This window comes from Alishewanella sp. SMS8 (genome assembly GCF_030737935.1).
Classification (GTDB): Bacteria; Pseudomonadota; Gammaproteobacteria; order Enterobacterales; family Alteromonadaceae; genus Alishewanella; species Alishewanella maricola.
Genome location: NZ_JAPJEA010000001.1, coordinates 1371651 through 1394830 on the forward strand (window position 1 = coordinate 1371651; position 23180 = coordinate 1394830).

General features: G+C 45.7%; 18 protein-coding genes. 8 read left to right on the top strand and 10 right to left on the bottom strand.

Features of this window, described 5'->3' with window-relative positions; translation table 11 throughout:
• Window positions 1-123 precede the first annotated feature (123 nt).
• Together glpK and glpD are read left to right on the top strand one after the other, a co-directional pair.
• On the top strand, window positions 124-1602 hold the full coding sequence (glpK, locus tag ORJ01_RS06335; RefSeq protein WP_306177322.1) for a glycerol kinase GlpK: 1479 nt from the start codon (window positions 124-126) through the stop codon (window positions 1600-1602).
• 120 nt (window positions 1603-1722) lie between these two features.
• Entirely contained in the window at window positions 1723-3210 is a 1488-nt protein-coding gene (glpD, locus tag ORJ01_RS06340) for a glycerol-3-phosphate dehydrogenase (RefSeq protein WP_306177539.1), read from the top strand.
• A gap of 16 nt (window positions 3211-3226) precedes the next feature.
• Here the strand turns inward: glpD and ORJ01_RS06345 are convergent, their stop codons facing one another.
• Window positions 3227-3778, bottom strand: a complete 552-nt coding sequence (locus ORJ01_RS06345; RefSeq protein WP_306177323.1) for a histidine phosphatase family protein — start codon at window positions 3776-3778, stop codon at window positions 3227-3229.
• 236 nt (window positions 3779-4014) lie between these two features.
• Between ORJ01_RS06345 and ORJ01_RS06350 the strand changes: the two genes are divergently transcribed.
• The gene (locus ORJ01_RS06350) at window positions 4015-6678 is read left to right on the top strand and encodes a M14 family zinc carboxypeptidase (protein ID WP_306177324.1); all 2664 of its coding nucleotides are present in this window, start codon (window positions 4015-4017) and stop codon (window positions 6676-6678) included.
• A gap of 67 nt (window positions 6679-6745) precedes the next feature.
• Here the strand turns inward: ORJ01_RS06350 and ORJ01_RS06355 are convergent, their stop codons facing one another.
• Window positions 6746-7441, bottom strand: a complete 696-nt coding sequence (locus ORJ01_RS06355) for a hypothetical protein (protein ID WP_306177325.1) — start codon at window positions 7439-7441, stop codon at window positions 6746-6748.
• Window positions 7442-7866: 425 nt separating this feature from the next.
• On the opposite strand from ORJ01_RS06355, the gene ORJ01_RS06360 reads away from it, so the two are divergent.
• Window positions 7867-8601 (top strand): PEP-CTERM sorting domain-containing protein, encoded by a 735-nt coding sequence (locus ORJ01_RS06360; protein WP_306177326.1) that lies wholly within the window; start codon window positions 7867-7869, stop codon window positions 8599-8601.
• A 378-nt stretch (window positions 8602-8979) separates the two neighbouring features.
• Here ORJ01_RS06360 and ORJ01_RS06365 read toward each other — a convergent pair whose 3' ends face one another.
• Entirely contained in the window at window positions 8980-9570 is a 591-nt protein-coding gene (locus ORJ01_RS06365; RefSeq protein ID WP_306177327.1) for a hypothetical protein, read from the bottom strand.
• Window positions 9571-9912: 342 nt separating this feature from the next.
• On the opposite strand from ORJ01_RS06365, the gene ORJ01_RS06370 reads away from it, so the two are divergent.
• Complete coding sequence (locus ORJ01_RS06370) at window positions 9913-10431, top strand: hypothetical protein (RefSeq protein WP_306177328.1); 519 nt, start codon at window positions 9913-9915, stop codon at window positions 10429-10431.
• Between the two features lie 487 nt (window positions 10432-10918).
• On the opposite strand, the gene ORJ01_RS06375 is transcribed toward ORJ01_RS06370, so the two are convergent.
• From ORJ01_RS06375 to ORJ01_RS06385, 3 genes are all read right to left on the bottom strand, one after another.
• The gene (locus ORJ01_RS06375) at window positions 10919-11221 is read right to left on the bottom strand and encodes a type II toxin-antitoxin system RelE/ParE family toxin (RefSeq protein ID WP_306177329.1); all 303 of its coding nucleotides are present in this window, start codon (window positions 11219-11221) and stop codon (window positions 10919-10921) included.
• Window positions 11209-11466 carry a type II toxin-antitoxin system Phd/YefM family antitoxin gene (locus ORJ01_RS06380; protein WP_217668952.1) on the bottom strand — a complete coding sequence of 86 codons (258 nt, stop codon included), beginning with the start codon at window positions 11464-11466 and terminating at the stop codon, window positions 11209-11211. The genes ORJ01_RS06375 and ORJ01_RS06380 overlap by 13 nt, the downstream gene beginning before the upstream one ends.
• A gap of 155 nt (window positions 11467-11621) precedes the next feature.
• Entirely contained in the window at window positions 11622-11960 is a 339-nt protein-coding gene (locus ORJ01_RS06385) for a hypothetical protein (protein ID WP_306177330.1), read from the bottom strand.
• 883 nt (window positions 11961-12843) lie between these two features.
• Between ORJ01_RS06385 and ORJ01_RS06390 the strand changes: the two genes are divergently transcribed.
• The 3 genes from ORJ01_RS06390 (at window position 12844) to ORJ01_RS06400 (ending at window position 14937) form a co-directional block, all read left to right on the top strand.
• Complete coding sequence (locus ORJ01_RS06390; RefSeq protein ID WP_306177331.1) at window positions 12844-13101, top strand: hypothetical protein; 258 nt, start codon at window positions 12844-12846, stop codon at window positions 13099-13101.
• Window positions 13079-13963 (top strand): hypothetical protein, encoded by an 885-nt coding sequence (locus ORJ01_RS06395; RefSeq protein WP_306177332.1) that lies wholly within the window; start codon window positions 13079-13081, stop codon window positions 13961-13963. Before ORJ01_RS06390 ends, ORJ01_RS06395 begins: the two co-directional genes overlap by 23 nt.
• A 602-nt stretch (window positions 13964-14565) precedes the next feature.
• On the top strand, window positions 14566-14937 hold the full coding sequence (locus tag ORJ01_RS06400; RefSeq protein ID WP_226750453.1) for a c-type cytochrome: 372 nt from the start codon (window positions 14566-14568) through the stop codon (window positions 14935-14937).
• A gap of 3 nt (window positions 14938-14940) precedes the next feature.
• On the opposite strand, the gene ORJ01_RS06405 is transcribed toward ORJ01_RS06400, so the two are convergent.
• The 4 genes from ORJ01_RS06405 to ORJ01_RS06420 form a co-directional block, all read right to left on the bottom strand.
• Window positions 14941-18159: a DEAD/DEAH box helicase gene (locus ORJ01_RS06405; protein WP_306177333.1), complete on the bottom strand. Its 3219-nt coding sequence runs from the start codon at window positions 18157-18159 to the stop codon at window positions 14941-14943.
• A 163-nt stretch (window positions 18160-18322) separates the two neighbouring features.
• A complete protein-coding gene (locus ORJ01_RS06410; RefSeq protein WP_306177334.1) occupies window positions 18323-20005 on the bottom strand; it encodes a FimV family protein in 1683 nt (560 codons plus the stop codon).
• A 16-nt stretch (window positions 20006-20021) separates the two neighbouring features.
• Entirely contained in the window at window positions 20022-20825 is an 804-nt protein-coding gene (locus tag ORJ01_RS06415) for an outer membrane lipoprotein-sorting protein (protein WP_306177335.1), read from the bottom strand.
• The gene (locus ORJ01_RS06420; protein WP_306177336.1) at window positions 20815-23109 is read right to left on the bottom strand and encodes an RND family transporter; all 2295 of its coding nucleotides are present in this window, start codon (window positions 23107-23109) and stop codon (window positions 20815-20817) included. Before ORJ01_RS06420 ends, ORJ01_RS06415 begins: the two co-directional genes overlap by 11 nt.
• Window positions 23110-23180: the final 71 nt, after the last annotated feature.

Consider the following 23180-nt stretch of genomic DNA (forward strand, 5'->3'; position numbering starts at 1 on the left):
TTTGTGTTTATATTAAAGTCACTTATCTTATTTGTAGCATGAGTCGACGTAGCTGTTAGTGGCACTAACTCTAAAGCGCTAGCAGCGATGTGGCTATGCTCAGATCCATGCGACGGGCACCCCATGGCAGAGTATTTACTGGCAATCGATCAAGGTACGACGAGCTCTAGAGCCGTTCTGTTCAACTTACAAGGCCAACCGCAGGCCAGTGTCAGTGAGACGTTCGAACAACATTTTCCAGACAATGGCTGGGTAGAACATCACCCAGAAGATCTGTGGTCGTCGGTGCTACGTTGTTGCCAACAGGTACTCGCCAAGCAACAGATCACGGCAGCTCAGGTCAAAGCCTTGGGCATTACCAATCAACGAGAAACCACGCTGGTGTGGCACAAAAGCACCGGCAAAACCCTTTATCCGGCCATCGTCTGGCAAGATCGACGCACCAGTGGCTATTGTGAACAGCTGCTAACCCCACAGTTAGCGGACACCATCAGTAACAAAACCGGTTTACTGCTCGACCCTTACTTTTCTGCCAGCAAAATCCGTTGGATCTTAGATAACGTCCCCGGTGCCCAACAACAAGCCGCACGCGGCGAACTGGCTTTTGGCACCGTAGACAGCTTTTTACTCTGGCAACTGACCGCAGGTAAAGTGCATCGCACCGATGCCACTAATGCCTCTCGCACTCTGCTATTTAATATTCATAACCAGCAATGGGATCCGGAGTTGCTCGAGGTCTTTGACATCCCAGCCAGTATGCTACCCGAAGTCATGGACAGTGCAGCCTATTTTGGCGAAACTGAGGCCGCCTTGTTTGGTCAGCCTATTGTGATTGGCGGTATGGCGGGTGATCAGCAAGCAGCACTGATTGGTCAAGCCTGTTTTGAACCCGGCATGGCTAAAAGTACCTATGGCACAGGCTGTTTTTTAATGTTGAATACCGGCGAAAAGCCACTTAAATCAGCCAATAAGCTGCTCACTACCATCGCCTATCGTCTAGAGGGCAACGTCACTTATGCTATCGAAGGCAGCATTTTTATGGCCGGAGCCACCATGCAGTGGATTGTGGAAGGCTTAAAATTATTACGCAACGCGGGCGAGAGTGAAACCATGGTGCAACATGTACCCCATGACCATGGCGTGTTCTTAGTTCCCTCATTCACCGGTTTAGGCGCTCCGTATTGGGATGCCAACGCCAGAGGCGCTATTCTGGGCTTAACCCGCGATACCGGTATCGATAAAATTGTCGCCGCCGCCCTACAATCTGTGGGTTATCAAACTAAAGATTTACAAAAGGCCATGGAGAAAGATGGTCTACGCCCCAACGTGCTGCGCGTCGATGGTGGTATGGTTAAAAATAATTGGGTATTAGCTTTTTTAGCCGACATTTTAGGCGCTATTGTCGAGCGCCCAGAGAACACCGAAACCACCGCATTGGGTGCCGCTTATTTAGCAGGACTGCACTGTGGGGTTTTTAGCTCTACGACACAGCTGGCCAGTTTATGGCATTGCGAACGCCGTTTTGAGCCAAGTATTCGTGCCGAAGAACGACAACAACTGTATGCCAAATGGCAACATGCAGTGGCACAAGTTCGTTTATAGTCAGCTTTCTTAGCTAACTCAACAAGCGTTTTAACGTAATATCCCGCGGTATTCAGCACTCACTGAACGTCGCCACCTCAGCCAGCCGTGTTATTCGCTATTAGGAGTTCTATCTTGGTCATGAAAGTCGATGTGGTGGTGATTGGCGGTGGCGTTAACGGCACCGGTATTGCGCACGACGCCGCAGGGCGCGGCTTAAAGGTTTTGCTATGCGAACAAGCCGATTTAGCCTCTGCCACCTCATCTAAAAGCAGTAAATTGATCCATGGCGGCTTACGCTATTTGGAGCATTTTGAATTCAGCTTGGTCAGAAAAGCCTTAGCTGAACGGGAAATATTACTAAAAAATGCGCCACACATTATGTGGCCGTTGACTTTTTGCTTACCTTACCAAGCCCATCTACGCCCAGTTTGGATGATTTGGCTAGGGCTGTTTCTGTACGACCATTTGACCACTCGCCGTAAATTACCGGCATCGCGCAAAGTAACATTCGACGCCACTAGCCCGCTCGAATCGAGTATCAAAGTTGGCTTTGAATACGCCGATGGTTGGGTTGATGATGCCCGCTTAGTGATTTTGAATGCCTGTGCCGCGCGCAACAGAGGTGCCAGCATTTATACCCACACGCGCTGCATTCAAGCCCAACGACAAGATGATTATTGGTGTTTAACTTTACGCCATCAAGATAACGGTGATGTATTTACCGTGCACAGTAAAGCCGTGGTAAATGCCACCGGGCCATGGGTTAGCCAACTGTTTAGCGAGGCTTTCGCACAGCCTAGCCCGCAAGCAATTCGCTTGGTCAAAGGCAGCCATATTGTGGTGCCTCGCTTACATTCGCAGCCACAAGCTTATATTTTGCAGAATGAAGATCAGCGTATTGTTTTTGCTATTCCTTATGAAGATCAGTTCACGCTGATTGGCACTACCGACGTCGAATATCAAGGGGATCCAGCAGATGCCAGTATCAGCTCTGAAGAAACAGACTATTTGCTCGCGGTGATTAATCACTACTTTAAACAAAAAATTACCACAGCAGACATTGTGCATAGTTTTGCTGGCGTACGGCCATTGCTCGAAGATGAGTCCAGTTCGGCGCAAAGCGTCACCCGTGACTATAAAATCTTACTCGACAGCCTAGATGATACCTTGCCGTTAATTTCGGTATTTGGTGGCAAAATCACCACCTATCGTACTTTGGCAGAATCAGTCGTTGATCAAATAGCGCCTTTTTTCCCGCAACAAGGCCCTCGCTGGACAGCTGCCAATGCTTTGCCAGGCGGTGACTTTACCGATCAAGCCGCACTTAAACAGCATTTGCTGCAACATTACCCTTGGCTTGCGCCAAGTTTTTGCCAACGCTTGGTTCGCACTTATGGCACCTTAAGCTTTCACATACTGGCAGAAGCAAAAACCGAAACCGATCTAGGCCAGCATTTTTTTGCTGATCTATGGCAAGCCGAAGTGGATTACTTGCGCAGCTTCGAATGGGCACGTTGTGCCGAGGATATTTTATGGCGTCGCACCAAACTCGGTTTACAGGCCACACCAGAGCAGGTGCAAGCTTTAACCTATTACTTGCAACATAACACCTCCACGACGGCATAGCGAATAAACAGTGGCGTTAAGGCGCTACACGCGCTAACACCTTTACGGGCTTATTTAGTGGCAGGGCGATAATCAGCGCTTCGGCCGATTTCGGAAAAATGCCGGTGAGCTCGGTAAGGTTAACTTGATGAGTCACTAAAACAGTAGGTTGCGTCACGGTACTGCTGGCAAAATACTCTATTAAAGCTGCAGTTTGCTGGTTACGACTACCGCGACCAGCGAAAAAAGAATTGAGTATCGGTAATGGCTTCACCTCGCCTACCGCCATATAAGATGCGGTGTCTAAACAACGACACCACTGACTGCTATAAATGCTAATCGGGGCAGTAGTACGTTGCCGCAAACGTTGCCCCCAAACCACGGCCTGCTGCTGACCTTGGCTATTGAGGTTACGCTGCGTACTGCAATCTGCCAGCTGAAAATTAGCTGGATCGCCAATACCTGGCGCAAGGGCATGGCGCATCACTAACAGTGCTTCACCCTTTTGCCAAGCCTGCCAAGCGGCCTCGGTATCTGCCAACACGTTAACACTGAACAACAGCAATATCAGCCATTTGACAAGTTTCATTAGAGTATCCTTTTCGGGGCGACACATCTTAGTTGCAAGCCATGACGCATGCTGCATAACCCTTGTTCACAACACCTGATATAGGCTACGCATTAAAGCGCTAAAACGATTAATCTGAATCTATTTCGCCATTTACCGAGGCCTATAGCAACTTGAGCGAAACTCTAGCCTGTGCGGCTTGCCTTTACCCTTACGAGCTTCTACAGTAGTTTTTTTCGTTTTTAGGATGCTAATTTATGCGCGCCTTATATCTCGCAAGTTGCCTTGCGTTTCCGACATTAGCCATGGCGGCTTCGCCAACAACAGTGCCGTTTTTTCCCGATAGTCAATATCAAAACGATGTTGTCTCAATTGAGCAACGCTTAGGGCATGCGCTGGGCGAGCGCATTTCAGCGCCCGCTGAGATTTTAAATTATTTTGAAACCCTGGCCAGCAGTTACCCAGAGCGCATCAAATTAGTGAAGTATGGCGAAAGTTGGCAAGGTCGGCCGTTATTTTATGCGGTGATTGGTAGTGCTGATAACCTTGCCAAGTTAGACCGTTTAGAAAGTGATATGCGCCGTTTGGCCGATCCACGTAACTTAAACAAAGCCTCTGCAGATGCGCTAATTAATAGCTTACCCGCCAGTGTGTGGCTTGCCGGCGGCGTGCATGGTAACGAAATTAGCCCACCGGAAGCGCTGATGGGCCTAGCTTATCATTTACTCGCAGACCAAAGCGCTCAAACCCAAGCCATCTTGACCAATACCCTCGTGTATATCGAGCCTATGCAAAACCCGGATGGCCGCAACCGCTTTGTTAGCCGTTATTACGCCACAGTCGGTATCGCGCACTCCGCAGATCGTTTCTCAGCAGAGCAAAACGAACCTTGGCCAAATGGCCGCACCAATCATTATCTGTTTGATATGAACCGCGATTGGATCTCGCTGACCCAACCTGAAATCAAAAATCAGGTAAGAGTGTTACAGCAGATGTTTCCGCTGATCTTTGTCGATTCGCATGAAATGGGCGGCGATCAAAGTTTTTACTTCAGCCCAGAAGCAGAACCTTACAACCCACTGGTCACCGGTGCACAGCGTGAAAGCTTAGATTGGTTAGGGCAAAACAACGCCAAATGGTTTGATCAGCTTGGCTATGATTATTTTACTCGGGAAATTTTTGATGCCATGTATCCTGGCTACGGTGCCAGCTGGCCACTGTACTATGGCGGCATCGCCACAACCTACGAAATGGGATCAGCTCGCGGCCATAACTATCGCCGTACCGATGGCAGCATTTTAACGTATGCCGATGGCGTACAACGTAACTTTATCGCTTATATGTCTACGCTTGAAACCGCCAGTAAGCGCGCCAAAGACCTATTACAGCGCTTTTACAGCTATCGGCAAACATCGCTCACTCAGGGTGAGAAAGATGGCATCCGCAGCTATATTTTCCCTGCCACCCGTGATGCCGCTGGCCACCAAAAATTAATGGGCGTGCTCACCCAACACGGCATTACCGTTAACCAAGCCACGGCCGATTTTCGGGCTTGTGGTAACAGTTATCAGCAAGGCGCTTACGTGGTTAATGCCGCGCAGCCAACTTATCAGTTAATTCGCAATCTGCTAGATGACGACGTCAAAATGGCTGAAGCCTTTATTGCTCGCCAGCAAGACCGTCGCTCGAAAAACCTGCCTGATGAAATTTATGATGTCACGGCATGGTCATTACCGTTGATGTATAACCTGGAAGTAAACCGTTGTAACCGCGCGGTAGACGTTGCCAACACAATCGTGGGCCCAGAGACCACCTTAGCCGGTAAAGTCACGAATACCGATGCCAGTTATGGCTTCATTGTACCTTGGGGTGACATGGCAGCCGCACGCTTGTTAAGCCACGCACTGCAGCAAGGTTTAACGGTTAAAAGCAGTGACTTGCCATTTACGCACAGCAATGGCGTGCGCTACCCCGCCGGCAGTTTAATTTTAAGCCATGCCGACAACCCACAGTTAGCCACTAAAATTCAACAACTTGCTCAAAGCAGCGGCGCTCATGTTACCGGTATTAATAGCAGCTGGATTAAAGATGGGCCAAATTTTGGTTCAGGCAATGTGCAGAACATCCCTAATGCTAGAGTGGCCCTGTTATGGGATGAACCGGCGAACCCATTAAGTGCCGGTAGCGCGCGTTTTGTCTTAGAAAAAGGCATTGATTACCCGGTAACGGCTATTCGCCCGGCACAACTGTTACGTGCTGAACTGCGCCATTACGACGTACTGATCTTGCCAGCAAGCCAAGGCAATTATAATCAAGCTTTGGGGGCGCAAGCTCAACAAAAAATTCACGACTTTGTTAGTCGCGGCGGTGTGTTAGTGGCGCTGGGTAATGCAACCGATTGGTTGATCCAAGGTGATAAGCCGCTGTTGAATAGCAAGCGGGAATTTAAAGTCAGTGAGCAAAAGAAACCTGAAGCTGAAGCGCAAGTCGCCGGTATGCTACTAGAAAACCGTGAACTGTATCAGCAGCGCTTAGAAGCATTTCAAGCGCAGCCTGATAGCGTGTCTGGATTTTTAGCGCGAGCCGAAGTAGACCAAGATCATTGGCTAACCGCCGGTGTACCCGCGAATGTGAATAGCATCTTTGTTGGCAATTATATCTATCAGCCACTAACGCTGGCACATGGTCGCAATGTACTGACTTTCGCATCACCGGAAAAGCTTGTTGCTGGGGGTTTTGTTTGGGAAGAAAATCGCCAGCAAATTGCGCATAAACCGTTGTTAATGGTGCAAGCGCAAGGTCGTGGCCAGGTTATTGCGTTTACCCAAGAGCCTAATTTCCGCGCCTATGTCGACGGCATGCACCTGTTGTATATCAACGCGGTATTCCGCGGTGCGGCGCACGCCACTCCACTGCGTTAATGCTTTAAACGTTTCATGATTCGCTTAAAAGCGGCAGGCTGGAAAACCTGCCGCTTTTTTTGGCCCGCTACTCGGTGTATTGCTTTACCACGCGTGCTGCCAGTGCGGTATTTTCTAATTTCAAGTTCACCTCTTGTTTTAAGATGATCTGCCCCTGCACGTTTGAATCGGCACTGATGGTTAAGGTTGCCGGTTTATGCTTATCCTTACCAAACCAGCTAAACCAACTTTTGCGGGCAGTGCGCTCGGCATAAACCAGATCGCCCTGCACTACTGAGCCTGCCAGCAAACTAACATTACCGTTTAACGTCGTTAGATTTCCAGCGATTTGGCTGCCTTCAATTTTCAAAGTGCCATTTACCGTACTAACATCGCCCGCTACGGTACTGCTGTTGATCACCATGTCGCCATTCACCGTACTCAGTTCGCCCATCACCTTGCTACCTGAGGCCAGTTTAATACTGCCATTTACTGTTGAGGTCTCTCCGGTAACCTGCGCTCGCTCTGCCAAAGTAATGCTACCATTTACCGTAGACGCCGATTTTACCTGGCTATCTTCCGCTACATTGATACTGCCATTCACGGTGCTCACCTCACCCGCTACGCTGCCGGCGGCCACTTTAATACTGCCATTCACTTTGGAAATATCTTCCGCATTTTGCGTGGCAGTTTCTGCCGCCTCCGCGGAAAAAGGCATAACACCGCCAACATAACAGGCAGCTAAAGTAAGGCTAACAGCCAGGGTTAAGGTGCTCAGTTTCATAAATAGTGCTCACAAGTAATTACGTTATATGGAACATTGCAAAAATACAGCCAACTTAATAAGTCTATAAATAACAGCATTTTAAAAAATCGCACTGAAACTAAGTTAGTCGTTTTCACTAAAAAATAGTCGAGAAATTTACGTTCAGCGAATTAATTCGCTCTTTTTTGGCGCATCAGCTGAGGCAAAATGTCACCTTGCGTTGAAACACTTTTTTTCGCAAAAAGAAAGTGTCGCGATAAAAAATTAAAGTAATAGTATCCTCTAACTTAGTTTTCCATTTCAAACTAATGAATACGCTACACCGTCAGAAAAATTTACACATTAAATTGATGTTTAAAATATTACTCAATAAAAACAATGACATGAAATTTGGCGCGAAAAATGCTTAAAAAACTTGCAATTTTTACTTAATGGAATAAATTATGAGACTAATCAAATATTTAATTGCAGCTATTGCTATATCAGGTTCTGCTGCAAGCAACGCAGCAATAATCACAGTACAAGGATCTAATGTTTTAAATAATGGTGTAACTATGTCAGTTACTGAAGCAAGGTCTGCTTGGGAAGCTCTATTATTTTCGCATACATTAGACACTATTATCGGCGCAACTGGCACAGGTGCGAACGGTATTACAACCACGGCAGGTAATGTGTATAAAAATATAGGTAACGGAAGTAATATTAGCATTTCAAACTCTAGCGCTCTTGGTAGTGGACCAGCGATAGGCGGGTCTAGAAATGGCGCATCAAGAATTAGTTTTGATGTCTTTTTTACAAGCCCAGTAAATGCAGTAGCTTTTGATGTTTATGATAATGATGGTGGTGGTATGCAGTTAATATTAACTGATGCTAACACTGGTTTAGAAACCCTCTTCGATTTCAACTCTACAAAAGGGTCCGGCCATCGTGAATTCTTTGGCGTGGTTTTTGAACCAACAACTTTTGTCTCTAGCTTAAGAGTCGGCGGAACAGATCCTGGTGGTAGCACTATTTGGGATAATTTTTCATTTGGTATCGGCCAACAAGCTGTTGATTCCTGTACTTTGAACCCTAGCCAACCACAATGTACTAACGTTGGTGTTTCTGAACCTGTATCACTAGCATTATTTGGCTTCGGACTAGCAGGTTTAGCTCTAAGACGCAGAATCAAAAAGTAAAACATTCATATTACTGGTGCATTTTGCTTAAAACGCACCAGTAATTATTAATAGTTAACCAATTTTTAGGTATTCCCACAACTACTGTGCAGATATGTCATACGGATATATTAATATTAAACGTCATAGTTCCGAATTCAGTACACTATCTCTTTAAAATTTTTTTATGGAAACTTATTTAATCGCTTGCCCCTATTAAACGACACCGCTGTATCAAGCCAAATCAATATAAAATCTAAGCCATTTTTTGCAATAATCTAACATCATTAAATGAATGTAAAAAATATTACTAACACTATTAGAATCAGAGTGTAGCAACTTCACGCTCACACTTAAATTGAATGTACAAACGCACTGCAATACAGATTAAAACGGCTTTTAATTGCTATTTTGCAATGGCGCCTGCCAGCCTTTCGCTACTTTAGCCGCACATACCGGATTACCTTCAGCAACCAGTGACTCGGCAAAAAACCATTCTTTAAATACTTGCCACTCATCATTGATGGGGCTTTGGCACTTACCATTCGCCTGCTCAGCAAATACTGCATCACTACATTGCGGCGTGTTATCCAATTTGCCGTGATAAGCATACGCATAGACGACCTGACAATGGCTACTGACGTAGGTACGAAACACCACTAACCAACCTTGCTGATAACGCACCACACTAAAACTGGGAATATTGTGTTTTACCGCAGTCGCAATAATCTCAGGGGCTTGCACGTCCTTTAACAGCGTTAACTCACCGTTTTGGCGCTGGCGAATTTGAATAGTCTCGCCCCGTCGCCAGGCAAAGCCATCATACTCGGTTTCATCTGCCGCCTGAGTTAGCGCAGTTAACCCCGTAACATCGCGCTTCACTTCTTGGCGGATAGTGCGCTCTACTTGCGCCGCTTCAGAAAGGGTTTGCATTTTATCGCAGGCCACTAATAGCCCTAACATGAATATAACTAACGCAGTTTTACGCACATTGTTCACCTTAATTTAATCGCACAGACATTATTGGCATAGCTGCCCTGTTTTTAACCATTAAACCATACTAGCGATTATTTATCAGGCTGTGCGGGCCAGCCAGCAAACTGGCATAAAGCCAGTTTCCGCAGATATAAAGGGGTTATGAGTGAATATGGACGCTAAGTATCTAGCGGTTAATCTCTAATCTCAAACATTTACCATAAAAAATACATTCACTTTCACCTTATTAAGTCAGCGCCATGCTAGGCTTATCTAAAACAAATCATCATCGCGCCTTAGAAGTAGCGCTTTGCTAACTCTTGCAGCGCCAAGCAGCAAATCAAATAGAGGTCAGTCATGAAATTCGCCATTTTTCCTACCATCGTTATTGCGCTACTCTCTGCTTGTACCTCACCGGTATTCGATGCCGGACGCAGCGAAACCGTGTTACCACTCAGCAGAGCGTGGATCGATGGCCGAGTCGTCGAGTACATCACAACCGACATCTCTGATTTGGCAATGGCTCAAATGATGGGAGCAAACCATGTACCTAAACTTGCCTCAGCAATCAACATGCCCAGAGGCTCTTCTATTGTAGAACGCGTATACAAATTTCCTAACGAAGAACAAATCAGCGTTTTTCAGTCTGCACCGGATCCGGTTGGTGCCGAGAACAAAGACCGCAGTTACAGCCCACTTTGGCGAGTCGTAATGGTTAGATGGTCCACGCAAGCAACCCCGCGCGAACTAAAGTCTGAAGAAGACGTACTGGCTGCCGAGGAGAATAAAGAAGTCGTGCTAGAGATGACAAATATTGTGGTGAACTGCCCCGTGACACGCAGCGAAAATGGTCAAGCGCTTCGGGGGGTGCGCTAAGCATGTTTCGTCTTTGTTGCAAACACTGAGTGGCATTCGTTTGTAACGTACATAGCACTTCTAACTCTCGGTAACTCTCGGGGTCAAATACCCAGCTCTCAGAGTTTTACGTTTTCACCTTTGGCGAGATACTTTCTTTTGCATCGCCAAAAGAAAGTATCCAAAGAAAATACGACTCAATTTCGCTCGAAAGCACGACTGTACCTGCGATGTCCAAGGCGAAAACATCACTCGCGCTATGCTTCGTAGCCGCACTCAACCCCCCGTTTTCTTAAAACCTTGGCCAACGATGATCAGTCGGCTCGCTCTAAAGGGGAATAAAAGCCAGAGCGGTATTCGTTTAGCTGAATAACTTTTTGATGCCCAAATCGGACATTTCAACTTTAAGGCTTTAAAGACCGCTTACAGGTGCAAGCAGAACGCACGCCTAAACGGCGAGCAACTTGTTGCGAGTCCAGCGGCCGCAGGCTGTGTTGTTTAAGGATTGTTAGCTGTTTCCAAGCATGAACGCACGAAGTTGCCGCTCCTCTCGCATGACATAGAGGACGAGAACCCGCTGCTCATCCTGACGATAAAAAATGCGACACGGTGGAACCACTACCTCCCTGTATACCGAATCCGGGAGCTCTGGAGGAATCCGCCCCGATTTGGGGAAATTCTCCAAACGCTCTGTCTTGTCGAAAACTTCCTTAACGAGATCGCTTGCGGCAGCAGGATTGTCCAAAGCAATATACTCAGCAATAGCATCAAGTTCTTGCAGGGCTGGCTCTGTCCAGATTACTTCAGCCATTTACTCATTTTCTCTCTGGCCTCACTTTGGCTATACGTTCTTCCCTCAAGTACAGCACGCTCTCCCCGACAGAGCCCCTCAAGCAGCTCAAGCCGACGCTGCATGAATTCATAATCTTGCACATCAACAAGGTATGCAGATGGCTGGCCATGCTCCGTAATCAATACGGGCTCTTTCGACAAGTGCAGATCTGCCAGAATCTTTGTAGCTTGGCGCTTGAGGTTCGTAACTAGCTCAACTTTCATGGGGTCACCCTGTTCTAAATTCAAAGTGACACTATAGTATCACTTTACGGGTAGGGCAATCCCAGCTAACGCCCGTTTACTTGGCAAATCACAGTTGGTTTAAATAGCGACGCAGGAGCAAAACCAACTTTTAGTTGTCCCTTTTTAAACGCTTGTTAAGTTGAGTATTGCAATAAAAAACCATAGATTACAAATCCTAACACCAACAACATTGTAATTAAAATTAACCAACCGAGTATAATAAATATACGTCCAAATAAGTTATTGAGGTTTGAATTATTAATTTTTTCAATAGATGTTAGCCTAAATACGGCAGAAGAAGCCATTAGACCGCCAAGCCCCATAAAGGGAAGTAATACGAAAAATATAAAAAGTCCAACTACACTTGCTGCCGATAGAGAATCATCTGCTCCTAAACCATTTAGAAGCATAAATGCTGGCACAAACCCTATTAAAAAGATTATATCGCCCCAAACTAATCGAGATTTATACACTTAACTTTCCTTAGCAACTTAACAGTTATTATGCAGACCTCTAAGTAACACCCGAAAGGTAAAAATTATTTTATGCGAATGAGTTTACCGAAAATCAATGAGTTGAGAAGTCAGATAAGCACTTATTTCACTTTTAATTTACGATATCAACAAGAAGTCTTAGTAATACCTCATAACTAAACCATATAAATACATGAGATATCATAATTTTATGGGTAATTGCGATCCTTTAATTAGCAGTAGTTCGCTAGATTATTAATACTGAGGAATCAAATAATTTGACCACCATTCCTTAAATTGAATCAGGTTATGCAAACAGCCATTTTATTCAGGATAATATGACTAGTTTTTCGCTCTTAGCAGTCATATGGTTAATTGCATAAAAAGTACCACCCGTTTGCAAGTGCTTGTTACCATTCGTTGCAAATTAACTGCACCACCACTTTCACTAAAAGTACCACTTATTCGGATAGCAGCTTTGTGCCAATAACATACATTGAACCCAGTTTATTCAGCTTTTGATGACTGATATATAGAACTAGTTGCCACAGATGAATGCTGCTCTAAAGCAAAGCGTATTACTGAGAAGTCTCAGCAATTTTCATGATACAAAGAACTAAAATAACCCAAGCAATTGATATTATGAGCTTTAAAATTCTTTAATGGCATATTATTGAGGCGCCTCAGTAATATGGTGAATTTAAAGTAAATATAATACTTGATTGATTCCTCAAGTTATTGATTTTTCGTAAACCTATACTATAAATTTACCTAGCCTTTCGGATATTACTGTGAGGTCTACATAATAACTGTTAAATGCAGTGTGCTTGGCCAACATTATTGCATTTCTTAAAAGGCCATAATAATTAGAGGATCAGAAGATATGACACAACCACTCAATAAGGAACAAGTTAAAGCCATTCTTGCAAAAAATGGAATTCAAGACTTAGATCAGCTGGCAAACTTAATTGCTAGCAGCTCAGTGGATAACCCTTTAGATGATAATATAAATCCAGTCGCTTCTAGCTGGGTAATAAAGGTTTTTAAACTTTCTGCCGACGCTGCAATAGGTGAATTGCCAGATAATTTAGGTGGTGACATTTTACGAGGAAATGCTGGTGGACTTGGCCAAGGCGATTAAATGGCTAAGTGAATACACTAACTGCTTGCTTTTAGATAACTGCTCAAGAAGTAGAGAGTATTTATCAAAAGCAGTTGGTGAGTTTTCATTGCTATTGATGATTATAAAACAATCTCAATTAACTAATAGCATGGGTGACTTAGATGGGCTTGATAGATTAATACCTACTATTAAAGAAAATATCGACGATATCTCTAAATCAGATCTTGAAAAAGCACAAATACTGCTTTGCCTGAGTTTTTATGAAACGGATAAAAAACCTAAGCAATCCATTATTGATGAGATTGTTTCCAAAAAAGAGCATATTTCTAACAATATTGAGCTGGCATACATTATCAGTCAGTGTGGAGTCTCGTTACCGTTAAATTACTGGGATAGTCAGCTGGTTAAGGTATTTTGTGAACTTCTAAATGGTAAAGAGTCAAACTATAGAAAGGTACTATATGATCTAACACACGTAATTTTCTTTGCGACTAACTTTGGCTGCAGAATATTTCCCGTAAAAACAGCCTGCCTCTTAAAAACTAGCGTAGAAATTTTGTTTAAAGCTGTTGAGAAATCGATTTTAGAACAAGACTGGGACTTAGCAATTGAGTTACTAATTGCACTTGTAGTCATTCAAAGTGGTGAGATCGAAAACCAAGAAATGCTAAGTCTGACTCAGACACTTCTAAAAAATCAAAGAGCTGATGGGGCATTCGTCTCAGATGGTAATCCTAAAGGTAATCCGGAGACCATTTCGCATAGGAATGCATACTCTGTTTATCATACAACAGCTATAGCGGTCATTTTAAACTTATTGATAGAAAAGCATTTAACAAATCAAATCATTCGGACGCAGCAACGCTGGGCCGGTGTTTGAAGCGTTAATGTCAGCTTCTCGCTCAAAGCAGTCTTTGATATTAATGGATGATGCTGCAATCAATGGTCCTTGATTGTGAAAGTTATGGCCTATAGAAATTGCAACCAGTGGTCCTTTTAAAGTGAAACAGGTGGTAATTTAGGGTGATCTTTTACACATAATCTTAAAACCAAAATACTCCTTAGTCTGATGTGCTTTTAAATCCCATTACGTTGCAAGCCGAGCAAGTTTGCTCGACCAAGGTTTTAAGACGAGGGGTGTTTGAGTGAGGGGCGGTAGCGCCGAGCGAGTTACCTCGTCGCCTTGGGCGGGCAAAATTGAACGGGCTTTCGCCGCAACGTGGGTCGCATTTTCTTTGGTGACTTTCTTTTGGCGAGACAAAAGAAAGTTACTCGCCAACGGCGAAAAAGTTGTTTTTTTACATGCGCATAAACATTTTGATACGGCAGGAATTTCTGTTCTTCGCTCAAAGCAGTAATAATCTTAAATTGAAATACTCCAAAGGCTGAAGTTCCTTTTAACCCCATTACGTTGCAAGCCAGAGAAAAAATAGGCTTAACCAGCAATTTGTGGCAAGCTACATGAATAATAAGGAGAAGTGTATGCGTAAAGCCATGTTCATTTTCGCCGCCATGCTCTTAGTGGCTTGCGATAACAATATGACGCAACCACCCGCACCTAGCCGAGACTATACGCCAGCAGAGCAGCAAACGTTAGCCGCGGGTAGTGCACGGGCACGCACCTGTGCAGCGTGTCATGGGCCGCGAGGTATCTCTCGCAATGCCATGTACCCACATCTTGCGGGGCGCTCGGCTAACGAGCTGAGTGCGGCACTAACGGCTTATCGTGATGGTGAGCGAAAGCATGCCATTATGAGCCCGCAAGCACGCGGTCTTACTGATGATGACATTACCCTACTAAGCAAATATTTCGCGTTACTGCCTGCGGCTGCCACAGCAACCACGGCAGAATAAGGCTTAATCGGCCGTAAACAGCGCCAGCAAGTCTTCGGCTTGGCCTTGCCATACTTGGCCTTTGCCACCACCCAGTAACTGATCCGATAAGCCCTGCTTATACTGCTGTAATTTTTGTACTTTTTCTTCAACGGTATTACGGGCAATCAGCTTGTATACAAACACCACTTTGTCTTGACCAATGCGATGCGCCCGATCGGTCGCTTGGTTTTCCGCAGCGGGGTTCCACCAGGGATCGTAATGAATAACGGTATCGGCGGCGGTTAAATTCAACCCCGTGCCACCGGCTTTTAGGCTGATCAAAAAGACTTCCGTTTCACCGTTTTGAAAGGCATCAATTTGCTGCTGTCGCTGCTTGGTTTGCCCCGTTAATTTACTGTAGCTAATGCCCATGTATTGCAGTTCTTGTTCTATTAAATGCAGCATGCTGGCAAATTGACTAAACAGTAACACCCGCCGCCCTTCTTCAATCATTTCAGGCAGGTTTTCTCTTAACCAGCTGAGCTTGGCGTTGTGCTTCACTAATTGCGCTTGTTCAATGGGTACTAAGCGCGCATCACAACAAGCTTGACGCAGTTTTAATAAGGCATCTAAAAACTCAATTTGACTGGCCGCCACGCCCTTGCGCAAAAACAGCTCGCGCACTTTGGTTTCCATAATTAAGCGGATGCTTTCGTACAGATTGCGTTGGTCAGCTTCTAATTCGAGTAGTTGTAATATCTCGTTTTTCTCAGGTAACTCGGTGGCAACCTGGCTTTTACTGCGCCGCAGCATAAAAGGCGCGATTTTTTGTTTTAACACCTGAGCACGTTCGGTATCCGCATGCTTTTCTATTGGCTTACGATACACCTGATTAAAATGCGCTTCGGTACCCAGTAAGCCCGGTAACACAAAATCAAATAACGACTTTAACTCGCCTAAATGGTTCTCTAACGGCGTACCCGATAACGCTAAACTAAATTCACGTTTTAATGCCCGCACACTTTGCGCCGCCTGACTGCCCGCATTTTTAATATGCTGCGCCTCATCTAGTATCACTAAACTAAATTCGCGCTGGCGATATAAATGTAGATCGCGCACTAACAATGGGTAGCTAGTTACAATAACGTCAAAGTCCTCCATTTGCTCGAACAACGGCCGACGTTTAGCGCCGTAAAGCTGCAGCAAAGATAAGTCAGGTGTAAAGCGAGCGGCTTCGTTTTGCCAATTGCCTAATAACGACGTGGGGCAAACAATTAATGCCGGCTTTTTTAAACGCCCTTGTTGTTTTTCATACAGCATAAAGCTGAGCGCTTGTAAGGTTTTACCCAAGCCCATATCATCGGCTAACACGCCACCTAAACCAAAGCAGCGTAAAAAAACCAACCAGTTGAAACCTTGCTGCTGATAAGAACGCAACACGGCATTTAAGCCACTGGGTAAAGTTACCTCTTCGATGCCTTGGAAATTATGCAGTTGCTCACTTAACCGAGTTAAACGGTTAGCATTTAAATATTGAATCTCAGCGGCACCAGGCGGGGGTAAGATGGCGGCCTTATAATCGGGTAACTCCAAGGTTAACGGCGATTTTTGTAAATTGAGTAATTCAACGATGGTATCAATCAGCGGCTGAATTAATTGCATCGGCAAGGCTAATTTGCCCTGTGGTAAACTGAGCCAAATGGTTTGACCGCTCACCGGTAAGCCATATTGTCGTAGCCATTGGCTGATTAACGGTAATAACGGCACTTGCTGGCCGTTCACATCAACTTGGATACCTAATTCAAAGCCACTTTGCTTACCATCTTGTACTTGCAAATACGGCGTGGCATCGAGGATCTGCAAATTAAAATCGGCGGCTTGCTCTACCTGCCAGCCTTGCTGCTGTAAGTTATCAAGCTCCGCCAATAACGGCTGCCATAACTCTGGGTTATCTGGGCCATCGCCAACATCAAAAGCAGCTAACCGTTCAGCAGGCGGGGCAAGCTCGCAACTGACTAATCCCAGTGCTAACAATTGCTCTAGTGCTGCCACTTCGTTTTCACGTTGGCGTTTAATAAACAAGGTTTGATCAGGCAAGCTGATTTCGGTTTGTGCTTGTTTTAAATCGAGTGGTAACCGCTGCCCAGCATAATCAAAATACAATAAGGCGGTGGGTCGTGCCGCTGCATTTGCTTGTTGCACACGCATTTGTAACGCTAACACCGGAGTGGGGGCAACCGTCACTTGCTGCACGGCAACACCCTTAGGGACAGGCAAGCTCACTTCTTTAAATAACTGCTGTAATTGCCCCAACCGCGATGATAATTGTTTAAGTGGGATCACCGGCATTTTGGCTAAGAGTTTAAGCTCGCGCGCACTTAAAGGCGTGTTAACTTCGCCTAGCGAATAATGATCGGTATTTAAGTAACACAGCGGTTCAGTAAAAATAAGATGGTTGGCTTCATCATCAGCAATTTGCCAGTGCAGTCGCTGGCCATTTTCGTGCTCTTGCCAATATAGCGACAAATCCTTTGGCTCTTGCCAGGTTAATTCATGCCGAGCCTCACCAAAAAAACAGCGGCCGGTGGCGAAAAAGGCCTGCAGTAACTCATAGCCCCAACGACCTTCTAACACATGCTGATCTTGTGGGTTATGCGAGCGAAACACCGTAAGCAAACGATAGTCTTCGGCACTGAGCCAGCTTGGCGGTTGCGGTGCCACCAGATCGTATTTTCCTAAGGGCTGACCTTTACTATAGCCACCCTTTTTCAAAATTTTCACCCGCCGCGGATACAATTGTAAGCCACTGTGACCGTAGCTCAGCAGATACAGCATGGTATCTTCAACTATTTCTTTGTTGGGTGCTTGCTGTTGTTCCACCTCGGCAAACCAATTATCGACCTGCAGCATGGGTAATTGCTTAACCCGTAATTGTTGCTGCGCATAATCACGCTTTAAGCGCAATAACACCGCCAACACATGCTTGCAGCGAAAACCAACAGGGCAGCTACAACGCGCTTCTAATTGCCAACGACCATGATGCTGTTCTAAAGACAAATGTTGCCGATAAGGCGCAAAGCCCGCTCCCCATACTTGGGCACTGATCTCACTTAAATCATCATTGTATTCGAGCTTCAACACCTTACCGGCCTGCAAATAGGCTTTCGCGCGGTGCATAGTGGCAGTGTCAAACCATTGCGTCAGGTTCGCATCGCTTAGCGGGAATAAATTGGTGTCTTCACCTTTGGTGTGATCAGTCAAATTGCTCGGCTCACTTTACATTGCACTTAGGCAACACGCCCAAAAAATGGGCGCAAACAAAAGCTCTATGCTACCGCAAACGCCGAGCAGACCAAAGCACTGCCGACAGAAATAGGCACTTTTTCAATGTTCTGTTAGCAGGCAGGCTTGGTTGAGGTCTGTTTTAGAAGTAATAGCTCAATTGCAGAGATAAATAGTCATCGCGTTGCAACCAATACAGCGGATCGTTGATTTGCTCACTTTGAAATAACCAGGCATTAATGCTTAAGCGCAGGCTATCGGTTAAACGCCGTGAACCTTCCAGTTTTATACTGCGGCTTTGACGTTCATCTAAATCTTGTAAAACGCCGACCAAGAAACTAGAACCGGCCACATCATTCAGCGCTAAGCGCCAGCCGATGAACAGATCATTTTGCCCCGGCATACTGGCTGTTTGGCCGCGACTGTCATACTGATATTCGACAATCCAGCCGAGATCCCACACCTGTTGCAGCACACCATATTGGGTAAACTCAAAACCCGCAGTGGCAGCGGCATATTCATCCACTCCCAAGCGCCGATAAATCGACTCCATTTTCCATATCCAATCGCCCTGCACCCATTGCAAATCGAGCCCATACTGCTCCATTTGATAATACAATGGCTGTAACTCACCGCTTACAGTGGGTTGCAATAAGGGTTCGCGACTGGTGCCGCTAAAAAAGCTTAAACCGACATCTAAACCCGAAAAACGATGGGCGTATCGTAAGGCAACGTCGAGGTTATTTTGAGCTTTGGACGACTCATACCAGGCTAAATCATGATTTACCGCTAACGGCGTAGCTAAACGGCCCGCTAAACCAGGAAATTGCCGTTCACGAAAGTAAGGTAAAACGTAGATATCTAAGGTACCCGCGCCAGCACTGCGACGCAGGGCAAGCATCGGTTGCCCTAACTTAGCCTCTAGCTCAACGCCGGCGGTCACATCCGTTTGGTTAATCACGTCAACTAAATGCTGTGACTCACTAACGCCCCAAAAAATGGTGTCTAAACCTACTTTTACTTCCCAACCCTCTTGCACATATCGCCAATAGGCTTGTTGAAAATCAATAAGATGGCTTTCACTGTCACGCTGATGCCAACGTAAGTAAGGCTCTAAATTAACACTGTGCTGCCGACTGGCGTTTTCATAAGACCATTGGCCACGATAACTCAGCATGCTGTGCTGTTTGCTACTGGGCTGCAAGCCGCTTTGGCTAAACATGCGCTGCGTAAAGTCCAGCTCATGTTGCCAACGCCAACTGCCCTGAGGCTTGGGCGCAGGGGCTATTGCTGCAGTTCGAGCAGAAGTATTAGCCTTAGCACTGCTGTTATTTGTGGGTAAGGTGGCGCGAGCAGGCGCTGCGCTGCTCACCGCTGTAGCGGATGGTATTGTGGCCGTAGGGGGGCTTACTGGGCTAACAGCAGCACGGCTAGTACTTGCCATAACCTCAGGGTTAGCCGCAGTGACAGCGCGTTTCGGTTCAGCTATCGCTTTGCCTGGCAACGCTTGACGGGCTAATTGTTGTTGATACCACTGCGCGGCAAAGGTCACGTCGGTGGCTAACATTTGTGCTTTGTTAGGCACGGTTAATTCCGCACCTTTTAAAAGATAATTAACATTGTTATCGCGAAACGCTTTTGGATTTTGCTGCCATAAAGCATACATCACTTGCGCCATGCTAACTTGCTCATCCGGCCTAGCCGCAAGCGCCAAACGCCATAGTGTGCTCTCAGCCGTTATGGAATCTGGTGTCGCTGCGTGTAGCGTTAAGCTACCCGTAAGTAAGGCAACAGCGCAGCAAAGGTTTGCGATGGTATGTTTCATAGGCAATAACGCACGCTTAACGCGCTCGCTCCAAAGCACTTACATCAAAATCGGCAGCAGTACGGCCGGTTTGAAAACGCATACTTTCTAACAACAACTCGGTGCTTTTACCGGTTTGTTGGTTCTCCATTACCAAGCGATGTGGCCGCCAAAACTTATCTAAATACAGCTGATAATCGTAGGTGGTTAAGGTTTTTAATAGACTGTCTTTACGATCATAATATTCTGCGCGCTGCACCCGATAATGCTCAGTATCTACCCAAACCAAAATTTTGCTGTAACCCGAAAAACTGTCTGTTGGTGTTTGCTCTACCACAAAACACTGTAGTTGCTCTGCACAGGCTTCGTCACGCAGATAACGGAAACTGAATTTCTCTAATTCAAAACTGGTCATATCTTCATAAGCAAACTCACTGGCCATAAAAGGGCCAGATTTATTACGACTGGCAATACGCCGCGTGCGTTTAACGCTGGGTAAATATAACCACTGTTCATCTTCAGCCGTGGGGTGAGCATGGGTTAAAAAAGCGGAACCGCGCACATCCATGGGTTCATCAAAAATAGTCAGCGACTTATCACCATCACCTTGCACTTCAAGAGCTAAAGCCCGCATCCGTCTTACACTTTCACGGCCTTGGGCATTACGTAAGGTCATCTGCAATTCGCTTTCACTGTCACCCCAGCCGCGATCACGCATTTTTTGTTCTGTTGCAATTTGTAAGCCTTTGGCTTGCGCTTCATCTTGCGCCGCCACCGGCGCCCAAGGTGCACATAGCATCGCAGCGAACAACAAGCTGCGAGAGGTTAGATTATTTAGCATGCTTAGCTCTCCCAAATTTGCCAACTTGTAACAAGACGGCGGGTAAAAATAATAAATCGATGATCAGTGCCACCAAAATAATGCTGGATGTTAGCAAGCCCATATCGAAATTCAAACGGAAGCTCGACAGCATCAACACCGCAAAACCACTGACTAGTACCAAGGTGGTGATCCAAAGCGCGCGGCCAACACTGTGAAAAGCAAAACGCACGGCTTGTTCGTTATCTTGGCCCTCTTTGCGGGCATAGCGATACTTGGTTAAAAAGTGCACCGTATCATCAACAATAATACCGAGGCTCATACCGGCGACCACTGACAACGCCAAGTTCACTTCGCCAACTAATAAACCCCACAAACCAAAACCAATTATCGCCGGCACTAAGTTTGTTAATAAACTAATTAAACCCAGCCGCCAAGAACGCAACGTAAACAGTAATAATAACGAAATTAACACCAACGCTGCCGGTAAGGTTTTCAGCATAGACGCCATATTGCGCTCGCCAATATGAGCGAACATTAGGGCTGCACTGGCAGCCGATAACTGGTATTCCGGCCATTGCTCGGCAAAATACGCTAAAGCACGCTCTTCTAAAGCAATTAACTCTTTGCTGCCTAAATTGTATAAGGTGGCACTTAACCGCGTGGCACTTTTATCAATGTTTAACTGGTTATTTAAATCAAGACCAAAAGGTAAGGACATTTCATACAATAAGATATATTGCGCCGCTTCTTCGGTGGAATGGGGTAAACGGTAATAGGCCGGATCATCCTGATGCATATTCCGATTGAGCTTTTTCAGAATATCGGTGAAAGTGTTTACGTGCATCACTTCCGGTTGCTCAACTAACCAGTCACTAAACTGTGCCACGGCCAACAGCATTTCTGGTTGATAAACCGCGCCTTCCCCGTCGCCCTTCACTTCAAAATCCATCAAAGTAAAGCCACTGAGGTTCTCTTCTAAAAAGTCATTCGATTGACGAAATGACGTACTGGTAGAGAAATACTCATTGGGCTCGTCATTCACTTTATTTAAGGTTAATAAACCTGAACACACGATAGTAATGGCAATAAAGCCAAACATGATCGGCCGCTGCCAGCGGATCACGAACAGCGCCAGTTTATCCATGGCATTCAGGCCGCTTTCAACATGGTCCGGCTCATGAAACGGTAAGGCATTCATTAATAATGGCAGTAAGGTCAGGCTGAAAATACACGCCAATACCACGCCAATCGCAGTTAAATTGCCCAGATCACGTAAGATCGGCACTTCCGAGAAATTCAGGGTTAAAAAGCCAATAGCGGTCGTGACACTGGTTATCACTACCGGTAACCAATTACGCTCTAAACTGTACTGAATGGCTTGCTGCTTACTTTTCCCTTCGCTCATCGCAAATTGCATTCCGGCCAGTAAATGCACCGAATCAGCCACCGCTAAAGTCATTAAAATGGTTGGCACGTTCACCGTGGCGGTACTCATAAAAATACCCAACCAACCTGCTATACCTAAGGTACTGACTACCGTAACAATCAAGATGATGATGGTCACTAACGAGGCATAAAACGAGCGGAAAAGCCAAGCCAGCATTAACGCGATCACCAACAACATCATGGGTACTAAGCGCTTCACATCGGCTTCAGCTTCTGAGGCAAAAGCATAGTTCATGGCAATAATGCCAGTGTGGTAAAACTCGACGTCGGGATACTGCTCGGCAAACTGATCTGTCAGCGCCATCACCGCCGACCAAATTTCATCTACCTGCGCTTGCCCAGTAGGTTCGGGTAATTGCACCGTAATATTGATTGCTGTCACTGCGCCATCGGCGGCAATTAATCGATCACGAATAATCGGCTCGTTTAAGGCAATGTCGCGAATACGAGCTAGCTCAGCATCATCCAAGGTGCGTTCGGCACTCACCAAATCTTGCACCCGCAAATCATCATCTTCAGCTTCGGTATGTTGAAAATTACTAATTGAATCAATACGAATAGAGTAAGGTGTTTGCCAAGCGGCATTGGTAAAGTCTTGCACTAATTGCAGCACATCGGCTTGAAACACATTGCGATCTTTTGGTGCAATACCAATTAGCACGTTGTCACTTTTATTAAACTCTTGCTGCATTTGTTCAAAGGCTTGCAGCTGCGGATTATCCGGCCCAAAGAAAATGCGGTAATCGCCACGAAAATACAGTTGATTTAAACCGGCACTAAACAGGGCAATAATCAACAACAGCGCAGATAACACCGACCAAGGATGGCGTAAAACAAAAGGACGGGATGGGGTCATGCAGCGTGCTCCGAGGCTTTTTTATTTTAAATGTTGTAATTCAGTGTACACCTTAATTATCGACCAATGAT

Excerpts from the sequence above, each read along its gene's own strand:
- ORJ01_RS06375 (WP_306177329.1), bottom strand. The coding sequence starts at position 11,221 with ATGGCTGAAGTAATCTGGACAGAGCCAGCCCTGCAAGAACTTGATGCT.
- glpK (WP_306177322.1), top strand. The coding sequence starts at position 124 with ATGGCAGAGTATTTACTGGCAATCGATCAAGGTACGACGAGCTCTAGA.
- ORJ01_RS06355 (WP_306177325.1), bottom strand. The coding sequence starts at position 7,441 with ATGAAACTGAGCACCTTAACCCTGGCTGTTAGCCTTACTTTAGCTGCC.
- ORJ01_RS06415 (WP_306177335.1), bottom strand. The coding sequence starts at position 20,825 with ATGCTAAATAATCTAACCTCTCGCAGCTTGTTGTTCGCTGCGATGCTA.
- ORJ01_RS06410 (WP_306177334.1), bottom strand. The coding sequence starts at position 20,005 with ATGAAACATACCATCGCAAACCTTTGCTGCGCTGTTGCCTTACTTACG.
- ORJ01_RS06345 (WP_306177323.1), bottom strand. The coding sequence starts at position 3,778 with ATGAAACTTGTCAAATGGCTGATATTGCTGTTGTTCAGTGTTAACGTG.
- ORJ01_RS06380 (WP_217668952.1), bottom strand. The coding sequence starts at position 11,466 with ATGAAAGTTGAGCTAGTTACGAACCTCAAGCGCCAAGCTACAAAGATT.
- ORJ01_RS06370 (WP_306177328.1), top strand. The coding sequence starts at position 9,913 with ATGAAATTCGCCATTTTTCCTACCATCGTTATTGCGCTACTCTCTGCT.
- ORJ01_RS06420 (WP_306177336.1), bottom strand. The coding sequence starts at position 23,109 with ATGACCCCATCCCGTCCTTTTGTTTTACGCCATCCTTGGTCGGTGTTA.
- glpD (WP_306177539.1), top strand. The coding sequence starts at position 1,723 with ATGAAAGTCGATGTGGTGGTGATTGGCGGTGGCGTTAACGGCACCGGT.
- ORJ01_RS06390 (WP_306177331.1), top strand. The coding sequence starts at position 12,844 with ATGACACAACCACTCAATAAGGAACAAGTTAAAGCCATTCTTGCAAAA.
- ORJ01_RS06360 (WP_306177326.1), top strand. The coding sequence starts at position 7,867 with ATGAGACTAATCAAATATTTAATTGCAGCTATTGCTATATCAGGTTCT.
- ORJ01_RS06350 (WP_306177324.1), top strand. The coding sequence starts at position 4,015 with ATGCGCGCCTTATATCTCGCAAGTTGCCTTGCGTTTCCGACATTAGCC.
- ORJ01_RS06400 (WP_226750453.1), top strand. The coding sequence starts at position 14,566 with ATGCGTAAAGCCATGTTCATTTTCGCCGCCATGCTCTTAGTGGCTTGC.